18 protein-coding genes are annotated in these 14250 nt (G+C 41.8%); 7 read left to right on the top strand and 11 right to left on the bottom strand.

The window, feature by feature from the left end; all coding sequences use genetic code 11:
- Nucleotides 1-35: 35 nt before the first annotated feature.
- From ACFQZS_RS16305 to ACFQZS_RS16270, 8 genes are all read right to left on the bottom strand, one after another.
- Nucleotides 36-941: a PstS family phosphate ABC transporter substrate-binding protein gene (locus tag ACFQZS_RS16305; RefSeq protein WP_377101999.1), complete on the bottom strand. Its 906-nt coding sequence runs from the start codon at nt 939-941 to the stop codon at nt 36-38.
- Complete coding sequence (locus ACFQZS_RS16300; protein ID WP_377101998.1) at nt 931-1161, bottom strand: hypothetical protein; 231 nt, start codon at nt 1159-1161, stop codon at nt 931-933. The genes ACFQZS_RS16305 and ACFQZS_RS16300 overlap by 11 nt, the downstream gene beginning before the upstream one ends.
- Nucleotides 1162-1165: 4 nt before the next feature.
- Nucleotides 1166-1990, bottom strand: a complete 825-nt coding sequence (locus ACFQZS_RS16295; protein WP_377101997.1) for an energy transducer TonB — start codon at nt 1988-1990, stop codon at nt 1166-1168.
- A gap of 48 nt (nt 1991-2038) precedes the next feature.
- Nucleotides 2039-2581 carry an ExbD/TolR family protein gene (locus tag ACFQZS_RS16290; protein WP_377101996.1) on the bottom strand — a complete coding sequence of 181 codons (543 nt, stop codon included), beginning with the start codon at nt 2579-2581 and terminating at the stop codon, nt 2039-2041.
- Between the two features lie 6 nt (nt 2582-2587).
- Entirely contained in the window at nt 2588-3202 is a 615-nt protein-coding gene (locus tag ACFQZS_RS16285; protein WP_377101995.1) for an ExbD/TolR family protein, read from the bottom strand.
- Between the two features lie 87 nt (nt 3203-3289).
- A complete protein-coding gene (locus tag ACFQZS_RS16280) occupies nt 3290-4123 on the bottom strand; it encodes a MotA/TolQ/ExbB proton channel family protein (RefSeq protein ID WP_377101994.1) in 834 nt (277 codons plus the stop codon).
- A gap of 506 nt (nt 4124-4629) precedes the next feature.
- Entirely contained in the window at nt 4630-4968 is a 339-nt protein-coding gene (locus ACFQZS_RS16275) for a translation initiation factor (RefSeq protein ID WP_377101993.1), read from the bottom strand.
- Nucleotides 4969-4976: 8 nt separating this feature from the next.
- Nucleotides 4977-5864, bottom strand: a complete 888-nt coding sequence (locus ACFQZS_RS16270) for a diacylglycerol/lipid kinase family protein (RefSeq protein ID WP_377101992.1) — start codon at nt 5862-5864, stop codon at nt 4977-4979.
- A 226-nt stretch (nt 5865-6090) separates the two neighbouring features.
- Here ACFQZS_RS16270 and metK point away from each other — a divergent pair, with 226 nt between their 5' ends.
- The 6 genes from metK to ACFQZS_RS16240 all read left to right on the top strand — a co-directional run bounded on the left by metK (nt 6091) and on the right by ACFQZS_RS16240 (nt 11921).
- Complete coding sequence (gene metK, locus ACFQZS_RS16265; RefSeq protein WP_377101991.1) at nt 6091-7341, top strand: methionine adenosyltransferase; 1251 nt, start codon at nt 6091-6093, stop codon at nt 7339-7341.
- Between the two features lie 67 nt (nt 7342-7408).
- Nucleotides 7409-7909, top strand: coding sequence for a DUF3347 domain-containing protein (locus ACFQZS_RS16260; RefSeq protein WP_377101990.1), 501 nt, complete (start codon nt 7409-7411; stop codon nt 7907-7909).
- A gap of 3 nt (nt 7910-7912) precedes the next feature.
- On the top strand, nt 7913-8473 hold the full coding sequence (locus ACFQZS_RS16255) for an NUDIX domain-containing protein (RefSeq protein WP_377101989.1): 561 nt from the start codon (nt 7913-7915) through the stop codon (nt 8471-8473).
- 48 nt (nt 8474-8521) lie between these two features.
- Nucleotides 8522-9259 (top strand): lysophospholipid acyltransferase family protein, encoded by a 738-nt coding sequence (locus ACFQZS_RS16250; protein WP_377101988.1) that lies wholly within the window; start codon nt 8522-8524, stop codon nt 9257-9259.
- A gap of 333 nt (nt 9260-9592) precedes the next feature.
- The gene (locus tag ACFQZS_RS16245; protein WP_377101987.1) at nt 9593-10660 is read left to right on the top strand and encodes an AAA family ATPase; all 1068 of its coding nucleotides are present in this window, start codon (nt 9593-9595) and stop codon (nt 10658-10660) included.
- Nucleotides 10661-10943: 283 nt separating this feature from the next.
- Entirely contained in the window at nt 10944-11921 is a 978-nt protein-coding gene (locus tag ACFQZS_RS16240; protein ID WP_377101986.1) for a DUF6371 domain-containing protein, read from the top strand.
- Nucleotides 11922-12068: 147 nt separating this feature from the next.
- On the opposite strand, the gene ACFQZS_RS16235 is transcribed toward ACFQZS_RS16240, so the two are convergent.
- From ACFQZS_RS16235 to ACFQZS_RS16225, 3 genes are all read right to left on the bottom strand, one after another.
- Nucleotides 12069-13022 carry a hypothetical protein gene (locus ACFQZS_RS16235; protein WP_377101985.1) on the bottom strand — a complete coding sequence of 318 codons (954 nt, stop codon included), beginning with the start codon at nt 13020-13022 and terminating at the stop codon, nt 12069-12071.
- 255 nt (nt 13023-13277) lie between these two features.
- Nucleotides 13278-13529, bottom strand: a complete 252-nt coding sequence (locus ACFQZS_RS16230; RefSeq protein WP_377101984.1) for a hypothetical protein — start codon at nt 13527-13529, stop codon at nt 13278-13280.
- A gap of 1 nt (nt 13530) precedes the next feature.
- On the bottom strand, nt 13531-13701 hold the full coding sequence (locus ACFQZS_RS16225; RefSeq protein WP_377101983.1) for a hypothetical protein: 171 nt from the start codon (nt 13699-13701) through the stop codon (nt 13531-13533).
- Nucleotides 13702-13788: 87 nt separating this feature from the next.
- Between ACFQZS_RS16225 and ACFQZS_RS16220 the strand changes: the two genes are divergently transcribed.
- Nucleotides 13789-14139, top strand: a complete 351-nt coding sequence (locus ACFQZS_RS16220) for a hypothetical protein (protein ID WP_377101982.1) — start codon at nt 13789-13791, stop codon at nt 14137-14139.
- Nucleotides 14140-14250: the final 111 nt, after the last annotated feature.

Genomic DNA, 14250 nt, shown 5'->3' with positions numbered 1-14250 from the left:
ATCTTTTACTATTTTAGTTTTATAATTTACGTCTGTTACTTGTTCTTCTTTATAATATTCACTTCTCGTGTTGGTATTGAATCAGGCAATATTCCTGATTGCAAGAGTATCCGCTGGCCCTTCTCTCCCAGCAAAAAATAAGCAAATCCTGATCCTAAACCCTGTTTGCCTGTACTATTAACGATGTAAAGATCGCGGGTAAGCGGATACTGTTTTAGAGCCAGAGTAGACTGCGAAGGTTTAAAATACTCTGTCTTATTACTGTCATCCTTTACTCCAACCAGTTTAACCTTTTTAACCGCATCAGCAAAATCATCATCCGGATCATTTAGCCAGCTAAAACCTGTTATGCCTATAGCATTTGTGTGCTGGCTAACATATTTTATTACTTCCTTATTGTCTTTAAGGGCATAAATATTTCTTCCCTTTAAATCTGCACTGCCAGAAAAAGCCTTCAAATACCTTACCAGACTTGAATTAGGGTTGTCAAAAACAATATTCAATTCTGTTTTAGTCTTTCCGTTAAGCATACTTTTTAGTTCACTTACGGTAATCAACGTATCAACTGATGCGTTATTTACTATGAGTGCAACTGCATCAACGGCAAATCTGTCAACCAGTGGCGCTAAATTCCTATTTATGAGTATCCTTTCCTCCTGAGTGCTCAATTTACGCGACAGTATGGCTAATCTAACACTGTCATTTAACAGCATTCTTACCGCCCTGTTCTCTGACCCGTATACTATATTTAAATTTGCGCCCTCATTAAGGCTTTTAAAAATAAACGCCTCTTCATCAACAATAGGCTGACACGACTCATCAACGGCGATTAAAGTTGTACCACTTATTGTAGTTTCCTTCTGCTTCCCCTCGCTCTTCTTCTCTCCGCACGCGGTGATTGCCAGCAAAGCAACAAACAAATATTTTGCTTTAAACTTCATCCGGGTCCTTTCTTAACAAACGGGCAAATCTTAACACCGCATATACCATAATCAAAACGCCAAATCCGGTTCGCTGAAAGCTCGAAAGCTGTGGTAACATGTCTTTCCAAAATATTACCATAAGGCCAAGGGCCAAAACGCAAACAGCAGTTACAGCTCCTAAAATAAGCAAAAACCGCCTTTTGAGCGATTTTTGCTTACTATCAAATTTTAACGACATTACACTATTGCTCTTCGCCGAGCGTAAAGTTGATAGGAACGGTATATTGTACACGTACTGGTCGGCCATTTTGAATACCGGCTTTCCACTTTGGTGATTTTGAAAGTATACGTACGGCTTCTTCTTTTAAAGTAGAGCTAGGGCCGCGCACTGCACTTATGTCAGTTAAGCTTCCGTCTTTCTCTACCACAAATGAAATGAAAACCTTACCCGATACGTTGTTTTCTCTGTCAACGCCCGGATACTTGATATTCTTCTCCAAATATTTGGTAAAGGCAGCCGCACCACCCGGAAACTCGGGTGAAGATTCAACCGAAACGAAAATTTTATTTTCGTCTTCTGTAACCTGTTTAATGTCTGAGTTACCTACGGGCTCATCAATTCTGATCTCCGCATTAGGGTCACCTTTCTGATCTTTTGGACCAGGATCGGCTACCTTCAGTTCTTCCTGAGTTGGTGGATCTTCTTTCACCTCAACATCCGGCTTAACAACCAAAGGAGGGAATTTTACCTGGTCAATTTTTGGTTTTGGCGGCTCCGGTGGTGGCGGAGGTGGCACTTTTTTCTGTTCTTCTGGCGGCGGCGGGGCTAAAATAACATCCGTCATTTTAACCTTCTCATCGGCCTTCGGAATGAACCCATCAATAATATTGATGATTGTTTTAAGGGATATAACCAGTACGAAAAATACAATGCCAAATGCCAATGCGCGATTAGTATTACGCGGATTAGATTTTCTTAGCTCGTATGCTCCGTATGCTTTGTTACGCCCGGTAAAAACAACGTCGATCCACTCTTGCTTTAATATGTCTAATTTAGATCCCAGCATGGTTCCGAGTTTAATTTTTAACGTTTATATTCTTCTATTTATTATTCCTTAGTATAAACCGTGTGCAGTAAGCAAACCAACATCATCTTGCGAAATGTCTTGTATTGCTCTTATCTGGTTACCTATTATGTTTAGTTGATCCATAACAGTAACAACATTTTCATAAGTAGATTTGGCACTTGGCTTTATAATTACGATCATATCTTTCCCTTGGGTCCGTTTGATCTCAGCTTGTTTTTCAACTAAAGTCTTTATTAAACCATTTTTTCCAAAACCCTCAATAGTTGGGCCTGCTATAGGTTTTAACAATTGGCCTATGTACCATTCTACTTTATTGTCTTTTCCAATTAAAATAGTCATTGTACGGCTTTCGGCCACGTCTAATTCTACCTTTTTGTTGTCTTCCTGTTTATCAGGCATGGTAAGATCCATTGCCTTAGGTTTTTGGAGGGTAGTAGTAAGGATGAAGAACGTAATAAGCAAGAAAGCCAAGTCAACCATTGCAGTTAAATCCACACGTGTTGATGCCTTTTTACTTCTTACCTTCCCACCACCTTTTTTACCCCCCCCGGAGGTATCTAATTCTGCCATTTCCTTTTATTTTTGCTCTTTTTTAAGAGAAGTAATTAAACTGAATTTATTTTGTTCCTGCTTTTGCAAGGTTTTTATAATATCGGCAATTTTAGGATACTCTTCCTTACTATCACCTTTAATAGCAACCGTTAGCACAACATTGTGAAGTGCTGCATCAGCTTTGCGTGTTTCCTTCACCCAATGGAACAGTTCATTATTGTCAGTGGTGTCAACAGGAATACCTGGTTGCTGAACATCTGCGCGATCAGCTACAGGGACAGCCAGTAATTGTTTTAACTGTTTGATAGGCACACCGAACGATTCTGTGTTACTAAAGGCAACTACTTCTTCGGGTGTGAATGTTACTCCATATTTTTCACCCATTGACTTTAGTGCTTCCATTCTCAGGTCCTGACCTTCAATACTGTAAAACACTTTTCCCTGGCCAACAATAATAGCAGCAAAATCTGTTTCCGGAAGTTTAACCTCCGAAGTGGCAGCAGGTGGGTTAGCGGTAATTGGGTCCTGCGTTTTTGGTTTTGCCGATAATATGAAGAATGTTAGCAAGAGAAAAGCCACGTCGCACATGGCGGTCATGTCTATCGCTGTACTCTTTCTTTTTACTTTTGCTCTGGGCATAATCTAATCTTTTAATATTTAGTGTTTAAATTAACTTGTTTATATATCCGGCCCTTTTGGGGCCGGATATTAGGCAAACACTAAAATTTATTTGTTTTTATGCGATGCAGCAAATGTTTGTACAATGCTGAATCCTGTTTCGTCAATAGCGTAAGTTAAGCCATCGATTTTTGAAGTGAACAAGTTGTACATTACAATTGATACAGTAGATGTTGTAATACCCATTGCAGTGTTTACAAGTGCTTCAGAGATAGCTGCAGACAGTTTAGAAGTATTGTTACCTGAACCTGATAACTCAGAGAAGGCCTTGATCATACCGATTACCGTTCCTAACAGACCGGTTAATGTACCGATAGATACTAATGTTGCTATGATAGTTAAGTTTTGCTCAAGCATTGGCATTTCCAACGCGGTTGCTTCTTCAATATCTTTTTGGATAGCTAATGTTTTTTGATCAACATCTAATGTAGCGTCTTGCTCCATTTCGCGGTATTTTTTCAAACCAGATTTGATTACGTTAGCTACTGAGCCTTTTTGCTTGTCGCACTCAGCAGAAGCTGCATCAATGTTACCTGCATTTAAAAAGCCTTGTACTTTTCTAACAAATGCGTCAACGTTACCGGTGCCAGAAGCTTTGCCAATAACGATAAACCTTTCAATTGAGAATACGATAACCATTAATACGTAAGCCATACCAATTGGTACCAGGTAACCACCTTTATGCACGATGCCGAAGATGTCTGTTGGCTCGCCGTCAATAACGTCTCCTCCTTTATAATGGCTTGGATTACCTAATATAAATACAAATATTGCGATTGCCACAAGAATACAGATTGGAATAGTCAGGCTTGCAAAAATGCCGCTTTTGCTTGCGCTTTCTGGTTTAGCAGTAGTAGTTGGTTTTGTTGGTGCGTTTGCCATTACTTTAAATTTTAGTTTTGATTTTAGTTTTTGTTTATGTTTTAAATTATTATAACGTGCATTTTTTTTGCGGATAACAAAATTAAACTTTTAATGAAATAAAAAAACTGTTTTGTTATTCTTTAACAATTATTTAATAATAAAAATTCCTGGCCTCTCTCTATCAAACGCAGATACCTAGAAATCTTTGTATTAAACAATATTTTACAATGAAACCCATTATTTTTTATAATCGCAAACAATAATTTACATATTTTATGTAATTATACTGTTATAGTTAAACTTTCGTGTTTGTTACTTAAACATGCGTGCTAAAGATAAACTTTCGCCCGCATACGGCATTCAAGTAAAAACTCGCCATGTTTTAAAACAACACTTGCAATACGTTTATAAAATTGGTTTAATTGGTTGCACAATAATAATCATTACAAGTATAACTAAAAAAATAGTTATTTTATTATTTCTGATACAATTTTTTTTTACTTGTAAATACAGTCTATAATTATTTATCCGCCGGCTTTTTTTACTTTATAGCCTTCAGCTATTAGCATGGCCAAAATTTTATCTCGAAAATCGCCTTGTATCAGTATTTCTCCATCTTTAACAGAACCTCCCACACCACATTTAGTTTTGAGTTTCTTACCCAAATCCTGCATATCTGCAAGCTTCCCGGCAAAACCTGTAATGGCTGTAACCATTTTACCGCCACCTTTCCTGTCCAGATATATTTTTAAATTTTGCTTTTGCGGTGGTATTGTCACTCCATCACTTTGCTCTTGCTCAACTTTAAACTCCGGATCGGTAGAATAAACCAGTCCGGAAAAACTATTCAATTTTTTTGCCATGTTGGTTTTTAGTTCTTAAAAGTATCGCCAACAATTACATTTAAAGTAGCGGGCTTTACGGTTATATCTACTTTCGCTTCCATTTTCGCAGGTTCGCCATCCAGATGCATCGGCCCGGCCTCGTCGCGTTTAACAGTTATGCTTTGTCCCTTTATTATTTCAACAAACTTTGAGCCATCAGCCGTTTTGGTAAACATACGCAATACCATCTCAGGAAAACGATACAGTGGGAATGGCTTTACTATACACACGTCGAGTGATCCATCCTGCACCGAAGCCTTTGGCGATATATGCGCGTTATTACCGTACTGCGATGAATTGGCTATACTTAAAATAAACGCCTTACGGGTATAACTAACGCCATCAATACTTAAATAGTATGTATGCGATCTGTAATTTATAATTTCAGCAAGCGATGATTTGGCGTAGCTGAAAAACCCGCGCTTTTTCCCACCGGCAAAAACCTGGCCTATGTGCGCGTCAAAACCCATTCCAGCTATATTAAAGAATGGATGCCCGTTGGCTTCGGCCGAGTCAATAGCTTCTATGTGCAGTTTATTTAACGTTTGTATTGCCTCAGCAATATTCATTGGCACACCTAAAAAACGCGATAATCCGTTACCTGATCCGCATGGAATTATACCCAAGGTAACATTACTTCCAACCAATCCAGACGCTGTTTCGTTTACCGTACCATCCCCTCCCACTGCAACAACAATGTCGTATTTTCCTACAGCATCTGCGGCCATTTTACGCGCGTGCGCTACGCCGGTTGTAAACGCAATGGTAGGCTCAAACAAAGCTTTATCCAAATACTTTTCTATCTGCCCCGGCACTTCATCCTTTTTCTTACCCCCCGATATCGGATTTATAATAAATAATGCTTTCTTTTTCAACCACCTACTAATTAAGGTGCCAAAAGTAATTGTATTTTCTGCTTTGTGAAAATTGTTTTACTTTTGGCCCGCTGATAGTGGATTGATTTAGATGCCCAGCTTGTGCTTATTAACAACGGCCGGATTGCAACCACGTAAAAAAGTGCTAAAACCATGCTTCTTTACTTAGTTCAATTGTAAACTCCCCACCAGCGTTTACTGTTATACATTCATTTTAATAATAAAAATGCCTTATTTATTTACTTCAGAGTCCGTATCAGAAGGACATCCAGACAAAGTTGCCGACCAAATATCGGATGCTTTGATAGACAATTTTCTTGCATTTGATCCCGAATCAAAAGTGGCCTGCGAAACATTGGTTACCACCGGACAGGTAGTGCTGGCTGGCGAAGTAAAATCCAAAACTTATCTGGACGTTCAGAAAATTGCGCGCGAGGTGATCAACAAGATCGGCTATACCAAAGGCGAATATATGTTTGACGGTAGCTCTTGCGGCGTGCTTTCAGCCATCCATGAGCAATCTCCTGATATTAACCAGGGTGTTGACCGTAAGGCAAAAGAAGAACAAGGTGCCGGCGACCAGGGAATGATGTTTGGCTACGCCACCATTGAAACTGATAACTATATGCCTTTAGCGCTTGATATTGCCCACGCTTTGTTAATTGAGCTGGCAGCCATCCGCAGAGAAAATTCTGATATAAAATACCTTCGCCCGGATGCAAAATCACAGGTTACGCTGGAGTATGATGATAATAACCAGCCTACCCGTATAGATGCTATTGTAATATCTACCCAGCATGATGATTTTGACGAGGAAAAAGCAATGCTGGCTAAAATCAGCGAAGATATTATCGGTATACTTATCCCAAGGATAAAGGCTAAATATCCAAAATACGCGCACTTTTTTAACAGCGATATTAAATATCACATTAATCCAACCGGTAAATTCGTAATTGGTGGGCCGCACGGCGATACCGGATTAACCGGTAGAAAGATAATTGTAGATACCTACGGTGGTAAAGGCGCGCATGGTGGTGGTGCTTTCTCGGGCAAAGACCCTTCAAAGGTTGACCGGTCTGCAGCTTATGCTACCCGCCACATTGCTAAAAACTTAGTGGCAGCAGGCGTTTGCAACGAGGTATTGGTTCAGGTATCCTACGCAATAGGTGTAGCGCAACCCATGGGTATCTATGTAAATACTTATGGCAGCGCAAAGGTTGGTTTAAATGACGGCGATATAGCCAGAAAAGTTGAAGGCATATTTAATATGACCCCATACGCCATAGAAACCCGCTTTAAACTGCGCAATCCTATTTACAGCGAAACCGCGGCTTATGGCCACTTTGGCAAGCCAAGCCAAACTGTAACTAAAAACTTTACCCATCATGATGGATCTGTAATTACCCGCGAGGTGGAGTTGTTTACCTGGGAAAAGCTGGATTATGTAGATAAAGTTAAAGCAGCATTCGGATTGTAAGAATATTAATTAATAGTTTTAATTTAGGGCGGTATATAACCGCCCTTTTTTGTTTTTATTAATTGATATGAAAATAGCTAAACTACTTTTAGTATTGCCGGTAATGCTTGCCTATACCGCCAGCGCGCAAAACTTACGCGACGCGCTTAGTAAGGTTACTGAAGACTACACCAATATGCGCAATGCTATTGAAGCAGGGAATGCCACACGCGTTACCGAAAATTCGCAGGGTTTTATTTGGGATGTGCGGGCTATGCATGCCAGCGAAATGAGCGATGCCCAGCGCAGACAATGGATAGGCCATTTAGACAAGCTGATGATGGCCTGCCGCGGCATAAGCCAGGGCCGTAATCTGGATGCACAAAAGCTGCAGTTTTCTGAACTGTCTGCCCAGTTTTTCCAAACCCTTAAGTTATTCAACCTTAATAAAAAACCTGTTTATAAGCTTAGCTGCAGCGGTAACGTGTGGCTAACGCAATCGGCCACGGTAAGTAACCCCTATGTTGCCAAGGCGGATAAGAACAAAAAATGCGGCAATATTGATGACATTTTAAATGTGCGCAAATAGGCTATGCAACATTCCGAAGAGAATCCCTGGCAAATAACATCGCAGCAGAATATTTACGATAATAACTGGATAAACCTTACCGAGTATCAGGTTATTAACCCATCGGGCAACCCGGGCATTTATGGCAAAGTGCATTTTAAGAACCGCGCTACAGGCATTGTACCGCTTGATGCCGATGGGAACACTTACCTGGTAGGCCAATACCGCTTTCCGCTGGATGAATATAGCTGGGAACTGCCCGAAGGTGGTGCCCCTTTAAATGAGGACCCTTTAACCGCCGCCCAACGCGAGTTGCTTGAAGAGACCGGCCTTAAAGCCAGTAACTGGACAGAGATACAGCGCATGTACCTAAGCAACTCGGTATGTGATGAACTTTGTATTATTTACCTGGCAACAGGCCTGGAACAGTTTGAGGCCGAACCCGAGGACACTGAACAATTGCAAACCCGCAAGCTGCCTTTTAACGAGGCCTACCAAATGGTGTGCGATGGCCGCATAACCGACTCGGTTACGGTAGCGGGAATATTGCGGGTGAAACTGATGATGCTGGAAGGCAGCATTTGAGCTTACAATAGATAAAATATTTCTAATTTAGCAGGCGCAATTACCGGCATGAGGAAACTTTTAGGCTACTTTTTATCGCCCATAACTATAGTATTGTTTTTTTTGGTGCTGTGCATCTTCCAGCCCGTACAGTGGCTTTGCTACAGGCTGGGCGGGTATGCCGCGCATAAGCGCTCGGTTGATATACTTAACTTTTGCCTTACCGCTACTTTTTACTTTTTGGGCGATACAGTAACTTATACCAACCATCAAAACTTACCCGTAGGCCGCCCCATTATATTTTTGGCTAACCACCAAAGTTTGCTGGATATACCACCGTTAATATGGCACCTGCGCAGGTATCACGCTAAGTTTATCTCTAAGATAGAGCTTACCAAAAACATTCCCTCTATATCCTACAACTTAAAGGTAGGCGGCGGCGCTAATATTGACCGTAAGGACCAGCGCCAGTCTATAACCGAGTTAATGAAACTGGGCCAACGCATGAAAGACAACAACTGGTCTGCCGTTATCTTCCCCGAGGGTACCCGTTCTGCCGATGGAGTTGTGCGCAAGTTCCAGTCGGCGGGGATTGCTACTATATTGAAGAAATGCCCCCACGCCCTGCTGGTACCCATCGCCATTAATAACTCGTGGCAAGTGGTGCGCTATGGCATTTACCCGCTTAACACATTTATAAGCGTTACCCTGCAAGTGCTTGAACCTATTGAGCCTAACGGAGCCCCCGTTGATGAGTTGGTGGCTTTGGCAGAAAGCCGTATAAGGGAACGGTTGGGGCAGGCATAGCCCTACGGCTGTTGTGTTTGTTTCATAAACCACTACATCTGCAACGAACGAACACCTATTTAATTCTTTTTTAAAGATTTTTCTTTGATTATAAAGATTAATCTGTATATTTGTGGTGAATATAACCCTCACTGGTAGTATTACCTACGCATCCTATTCTAATTAGTGTTTGTTCGTTTCAAAGTGTTGCATATCTCTGCCGAACAAACACCACAACCAAATACATAGTCTGCATAGTTGCACATCAAACCTGCAATAACAGCCACTTAACCTGTAGGTAGGCTGTAGGAGGGGTATTTTATAAATTTTGCCATTTAATAATTTACCATACACATGACCCAAGATTTAACCCCAACCTACCCACATGCGGTAGTAAATGCCCTGCAACAACAATGCGAGCATTTTAAGCTGGAAGTGCAAGACCTTGCCGACAGCGACGACCTGTTTAAAATACGAAGCGCCAACACCTGGCTGGCCGAAGCTGCCACCCACAAGGTGCCTAAAATGCTGTTCGACAGGTTTTGGTACGAGGGCGAACTCTGCATTATGTTTGCCGATAGCAACCTGGGCAAATCTATCCTTGCGGTGCAAATTGCCAATTCCATCAATCGTGGTGTGCCCATTGCCCCTTTTGAGTTTGAGGCGGATGCACAACCGGTTTTGTATTATGATTTTGAGCTAACCAGCAAGCAGCTTGAGGCACGCTACAGCCGTGAGTTTGCAGACCATTATATTTTTAGGGATGATCTGTATCGTGGCCAACTGAATGATATGGAACTGCCTGATGGCTTTACCAATTTTAACCAGTACCTAAACCATGCGTTAGAGCGGTCGATAGTACAAACAAAAGCCAAAGTAATTGTAATTGATAACATTACTTATTTGGGTACCGAGAATGAGCAGGCTAAGGATGCCTTACCATTAATGAAGCACCTTAAAGCCTTAAAAACCAAGTACGATCTATCCATTTTGGTACTGGCGCATACCCCCAAGCGCGATATGACGCAGGCCATAACCCGAAACGATTTGCAGGGCAGCAAAATGCTGATGAACTTTTGCGATAGCTCATTCGCCATTGGCGAAAGTCAGCAGGATAACAGCTTGCGTTACCTCAAGCAGATTAAACAGCGCAATACCGAGCAGGTATACGGTGCCGAAAAGGTTTGCCTGTTTACCATAGCCAAACCGCATAACTTTTTACAGTACGAGTTTTTAACCTACGGCAAAGAGTGGGAACACCTAAGCAAGCGCAGCGAGGGGTTGAGCCAGAAGCTGGTGGAGCAGGCCGTGGCCCTTAAACTGGAAGGCAAAAGTCTGCGCGAAACCGCTGCCATTATGGGCATCCATTTTTCAAAGGTAGATAGGTTGCTCAAAGCAGCGTCGGCTAAACCGGTAGATTAGTTGATTAGAGACCGGTTAATTAGTTGACTAGATCTCACCAATCAGTCAGCTAATCACCAACTGTTCGTTTGTTTCGGCTGCCAGGCACAATGGAACGAACGAACACTTACAAAGCTTAGGCCCCGTGCGATTCCCTCCCTCGGGAGGGTGTAGGGAGGGGTTTAGTCGCGTGTTAAACCCCTCCCCGCCACAACACCACCAGCCGCGCCCCTCCCGGGGGAGGGAGTTTTTATGCTATCAACCACTAAAACCAAATCAACTATTCTCTAACTAACCAGCCCCCATGCACCGCTTCACCCTGCAACCTTACAAAACGCCGTCATCGCGGTTTACCTGTCCGCAATGCGGGCAGCATAAAAAGTTTACACGGTATATTAATGTAGAAACCAAAACCCACGTTGCCGACCACGTTGGCAAATGCGACCGTATTGATAAATGCGGCTACCATTACACGCCAAAGCAATACTTTGAAGCCAATCCCCACCAACAGCCCTATAACTACAGCACAGCATCGTGGCGGCCACCACCGCCGCGGGTAATAATGCCAAGCACCATATCAATGGCATCGTTACAGGCCACTTTAAAGGCTTATGAGCATAACTATTTTGTGCAATACCTGCTTAATATTTTTGAGGAGGAAACCGTTAACCGCTTGATTGAAGACTACCACATTGGCACCGCAAAACGCTGGCCCGGCTCGGTAATATTCTGGCAGGTTGACCGTAACGAAAAGGTACGTACCGGCAAAATTATGTTGTATGATGCTGTTACCGGCAAGCGTGTTAAAGAGCCTTACTCGCACATAGCATGGGTACATACGCTGCCCGGCGTTAACCGCGAAATAAGGGAGGGCAGCGCCATACCCGCCCGCACTTCAACAGGTACAGAATTTAACTTGAAGCAATGCTTTTTTGGCGAGCACCTGCTACAGTACGATACCGATGCCCTGGTTGCTATTGTTGAGAGCGAGAAAACGGCCGTAATAGCATCAGGCTACATGCCAGAGCATTGCTGGCTGGCAGCCGGTGGTGTTGAAGGACTAACGTTTGAAAAATGCAAGCCGTTAAAAGGCCGACAGGTGCTGCTTTTCCCCGATGCGGGTATGTACGATAAATGGGAAGAACGCGTGCGGCAACTGCGCATCCGCCTGCCCGATGTACGCTTTGGCATGGCCCGCTACACCGAAGGCGCTATGCCGGTAGATGAAATGCCCAATGGCGTTGATATTGCGGATTGGTTAACGGGTGTTTGGGGTGTTTGATTGTTGTGTGTGGGGCGAGAACGAACATGTTCTCCACGCGTCATTGCGAGGTACGAAGCAATCCCCGAGAGACAGGAATAGGAAATTGTTTGTCACGGGTACTCAGCCCGCTTGGCTTGCGCTGCATACTCGCGCCAGAGGGAGGAACTAATTGCCTTTTAACTTTACTATATCCTTAAGAGCGTCTATTATGCCCTTGCTCGATTGCAAATCAATCTTTTCCTTTTCTAATTCAATAGTTGACTCATCTTTTCTCAAAACAAAATTTCGCTCTGTCTTGGCTAGTTCCTGAATTGCCATCTGAATAATTGTTTCATTTTTACTTGCTATAGAGGCTTTTATTGCTACAAACTTTAACTCAACATTAGTCATTTCGTTGTGAAAATATTTTATATCGATTAAGTTAGCTCTATATATCTTGAGGAAAAAAAAAGCAAATACTTCAACAAAAATAACAATTGCAATTCTAGGAATATAGTGGGAAAGAAGTGGTATAAGCTCTGTAAAATTGACTTCCTTATAAAGAACTTCATATGCTAAAAAGCCAATAGCTATCAACGTAGTGATACTGCCAAAAACCAAATTTAGATTTGCGCTTTTAGTAAGGCGTTGAATCTCCGAATTAATTCTTTGTCCAATAGTCTCAAAATCGTTTGTAATTTGATCAATTCTATTAGCTTCTATTATGTTGTGCCCGAATTTAGTTTCTAATATTTTCAAAAAACTAGATTTTTCCAAATTTTGTTCAACAATCTTTTTAATCAGGCCATCTATTTCTTGTTGATTGATATCGTTAGAATTGACACTACTCTTAATCTTTAGTAGGTCCAATTTAATTCTTTCTAATTCTTTTTCATAAGCATTTGTTTTTAAGGACGATAAATCCTCATATGGTACCTTTTGACTGAATTGCAAATAGCTGTAAAGTATATTTCCAACTCCGGATAGTAAAAAAACTACTGCCGCAAGTGCAATAGTAATAGTGCTATCTTTATTTGCGAATATAAAATAAGCTAAATCATCCCTCAAAAACAGAAGTAAAATTCCTATCAGAGTAAAAGCCACACCGAAAGCAAGCTGAATATTTTTCTTAAATAACATTACGGAGCTATCGTCAATTGTGATAAATCGTTGAGTTTCTATGCTAAGTTATCCAATTCTTTCCAACAAATCAATGATGTCGGACATTATTGTCCCCATGCTGGCGCGAGTATGCAGCGCAGGCCAGCGGGCTGAGTACTCGTGACATAAACCTGCTATTCCTCTCCCTCGGGGATTGCTTCGTTCCTCGCAATGACGTGGTGGGTATGGGTGTTCAACCTGTTGCAAAATGTTTGCAACCTTACCAAACAAACACTATTTATTCTCCTTTTCATCAAAATAACTCTCGTGCACCAGGTAATAAGCATGCACGGTGCCTTGGGTTATAGTTTGGCTTTTGTTGTAAAGTTTTTGCGCTTCGCCCACAGCTAACTGGTTTTGGCTTTTGCATACGCTTTCGGCATGTTTGCGTTCGCGGTACATGTTAACCATTTGGTAGTTGTAGTCGCCAAAAATTTTATTGTTTTCGCATATCAAAAACACCTTTTTAAACTTACGGCGTGCCATACTATTTATCCTCCTCGGTAGCTTTTTGGTTTAACACTTCGGCTTTTAGCTTAATCTTCCAATAGTCCTGGTTCTCAAACATACCCATGCGGTGCTGCATGTCGCCCAGCAGATCAAGGGCATCAGTTAAAAGTTGCTGGTGTGTTATTTGGTGTTGTTTTGCATCTGCCATCGCCGTAAATATTTATCACAAATTAAAAGAATACACTTTGAAAATACTAATATTTTTAGCAATTTTGTGTAGTTAAAAGTTTCAACAATGGATAAGTTTACAGTAGCAGCAGCGCAGGGAATTACAATTATAACAGCCATTGAAACGGGTATACAACTGCGGGTACTTGATGCCGCCACCACCACCCTGCCCGGCGATACGCCCGTTATTGAAGCTACCTTGTATATTGAGCAAGGCGGGTTTGTACCCAAATGCAGCTACTTTTTTGAGCTGATTAACCCCGTTAACCACTTAACCAACGGCGAGGTTGACGCGGACCAACTAAAGGCCGGTGTTGATTTTTTCTTCCACTCGGTTTTAGGGACAGATCTGTTTGTAAAAAGCATCCCCAAAGCATCAAGCCTATGCCCTGCCGAGCGCAGGCATTATCATTATTAGTGTTCGGCTGTTGCAAATTGTTCGGCATCCTTATCGAACAAACACTCATCCTCACCGAAACAATCCGCACTTTGCCGATTTAATATAGCTTTTCGCCTGATAATCATTTCA

Origin of the sequence: Mucilaginibacter calamicampi (assembly GCF_042676765.1) — a bacterium.
Lineage (GTDB): Bacteria > Bacteroidota > Bacteroidia > Sphingobacteriales > Sphingobacteriaceae > Mucilaginibacter > Mucilaginibacter calamicampi.
The sequence above is the reverse complement of the archived record's forward strand: the minus strand, read 5'-3'. Positions and strand labels throughout refer to the sequence as shown.

Bases quoted from the DNA above. Each gene is read 5' to 3' on its own strand.
- ACFQZS_RS16305 (WP_377101999.1), bottom strand. From the start codon at position 941: ATGAAGTTTAAAGCAAAATATTTGTTTGTTGCTTTGCTGGCAATCACC.
- ACFQZS_RS16300 (WP_377101998.1), bottom strand. From the start codon at position 1,161: ATGTCGTTAAAATTTGATAGTAAGCAAAAATCGCTCAAAAGGCGGTTT.
- ACFQZS_RS16295 (WP_377101997.1), bottom strand. From the start codon at position 1,990: ATGCTGGGATCTAAATTAGACATATTAAAGCAAGAGTGGATCGACGTT.
- ACFQZS_RS16290 (WP_377101996.1), bottom strand. From the start codon at position 2,581: ATGGCAGAATTAGATACCTCCGGGGGGGGTAAAAAAGGTGGTGGGAAG.
- ACFQZS_RS16285 (WP_377101995.1), bottom strand. From the start codon at position 3,202: ATGCCCAGAGCAAAAGTAAAAAGAAAGAGTACAGCGATAGACATGACC.
- ACFQZS_RS16280 (WP_377101994.1), bottom strand. From the start codon at position 4,123: ATGGCAAACGCACCAACAAAACCAACTACTACTGCTAAACCAGAAAGC.
- ACFQZS_RS16275 (WP_377101993.1), bottom strand. From the start codon at position 4,968: ATGGCAAAAAAATTGAATAGTTTTTCCGGACTGGTTTATTCTACCGAT.
- metK (WP_377101991.1), top strand. From the start codon at position 6,091: ATGCCTTATTTATTTACTTCAGAGTCCGTATCAGAAGGACATCCAGAC.
- ACFQZS_RS16260 (WP_377101990.1), top strand. From the start codon at position 7,409: ATGAAAATAGCTAAACTACTTTTAGTATTGCCGGTAATGCTTGCCTAT.
- ACFQZS_RS16255 (WP_377101989.1), top strand. From the start codon at position 7,913: ATGCAACATTCCGAAGAGAATCCCTGGCAAATAACATCGCAGCAGAAT.
- ACFQZS_RS16250 (WP_377101988.1), top strand. From the start codon at position 8,522: ATGAGGAAACTTTTAGGCTACTTTTTATCGCCCATAACTATAGTATTG.
- ACFQZS_RS16245 (WP_377101987.1), top strand. From the start codon at position 9,593: ATGACCCAAGATTTAACCCCAACCTACCCACATGCGGTAGTAAATGCC.
- ACFQZS_RS16240 (WP_377101986.1), top strand. From the start codon at position 10,944: ATGCACCGCTTCACCCTGCAACCTTACAAAACGCCGTCATCGCGGTTT.
- ACFQZS_RS16235 (WP_377101985.1), bottom strand. From the start codon at position 13,022: ATGTTATTTAAGAAAAATATTCAGCTTGCTTTCGGTGTGGCTTTTACT.
- ACFQZS_RS16230 (WP_377101984.1), bottom strand. From the start codon at position 13,529: ATGGCACGCCGTAAGTTTAAAAAGGTGTTTTTGATATGCGAAAACAAT.
- ACFQZS_RS16225 (WP_377101983.1), bottom strand. From the start codon at position 13,701: ATGGCAGATGCAAAACAACACCAAATAACACACCAGCAACTTTTAACT.
- ACFQZS_RS16220 (WP_377101982.1), top strand. From the start codon at position 13,789: ATGGATAAGTTTACAGTAGCAGCAGCGCAGGGAATTACAATTATAACA.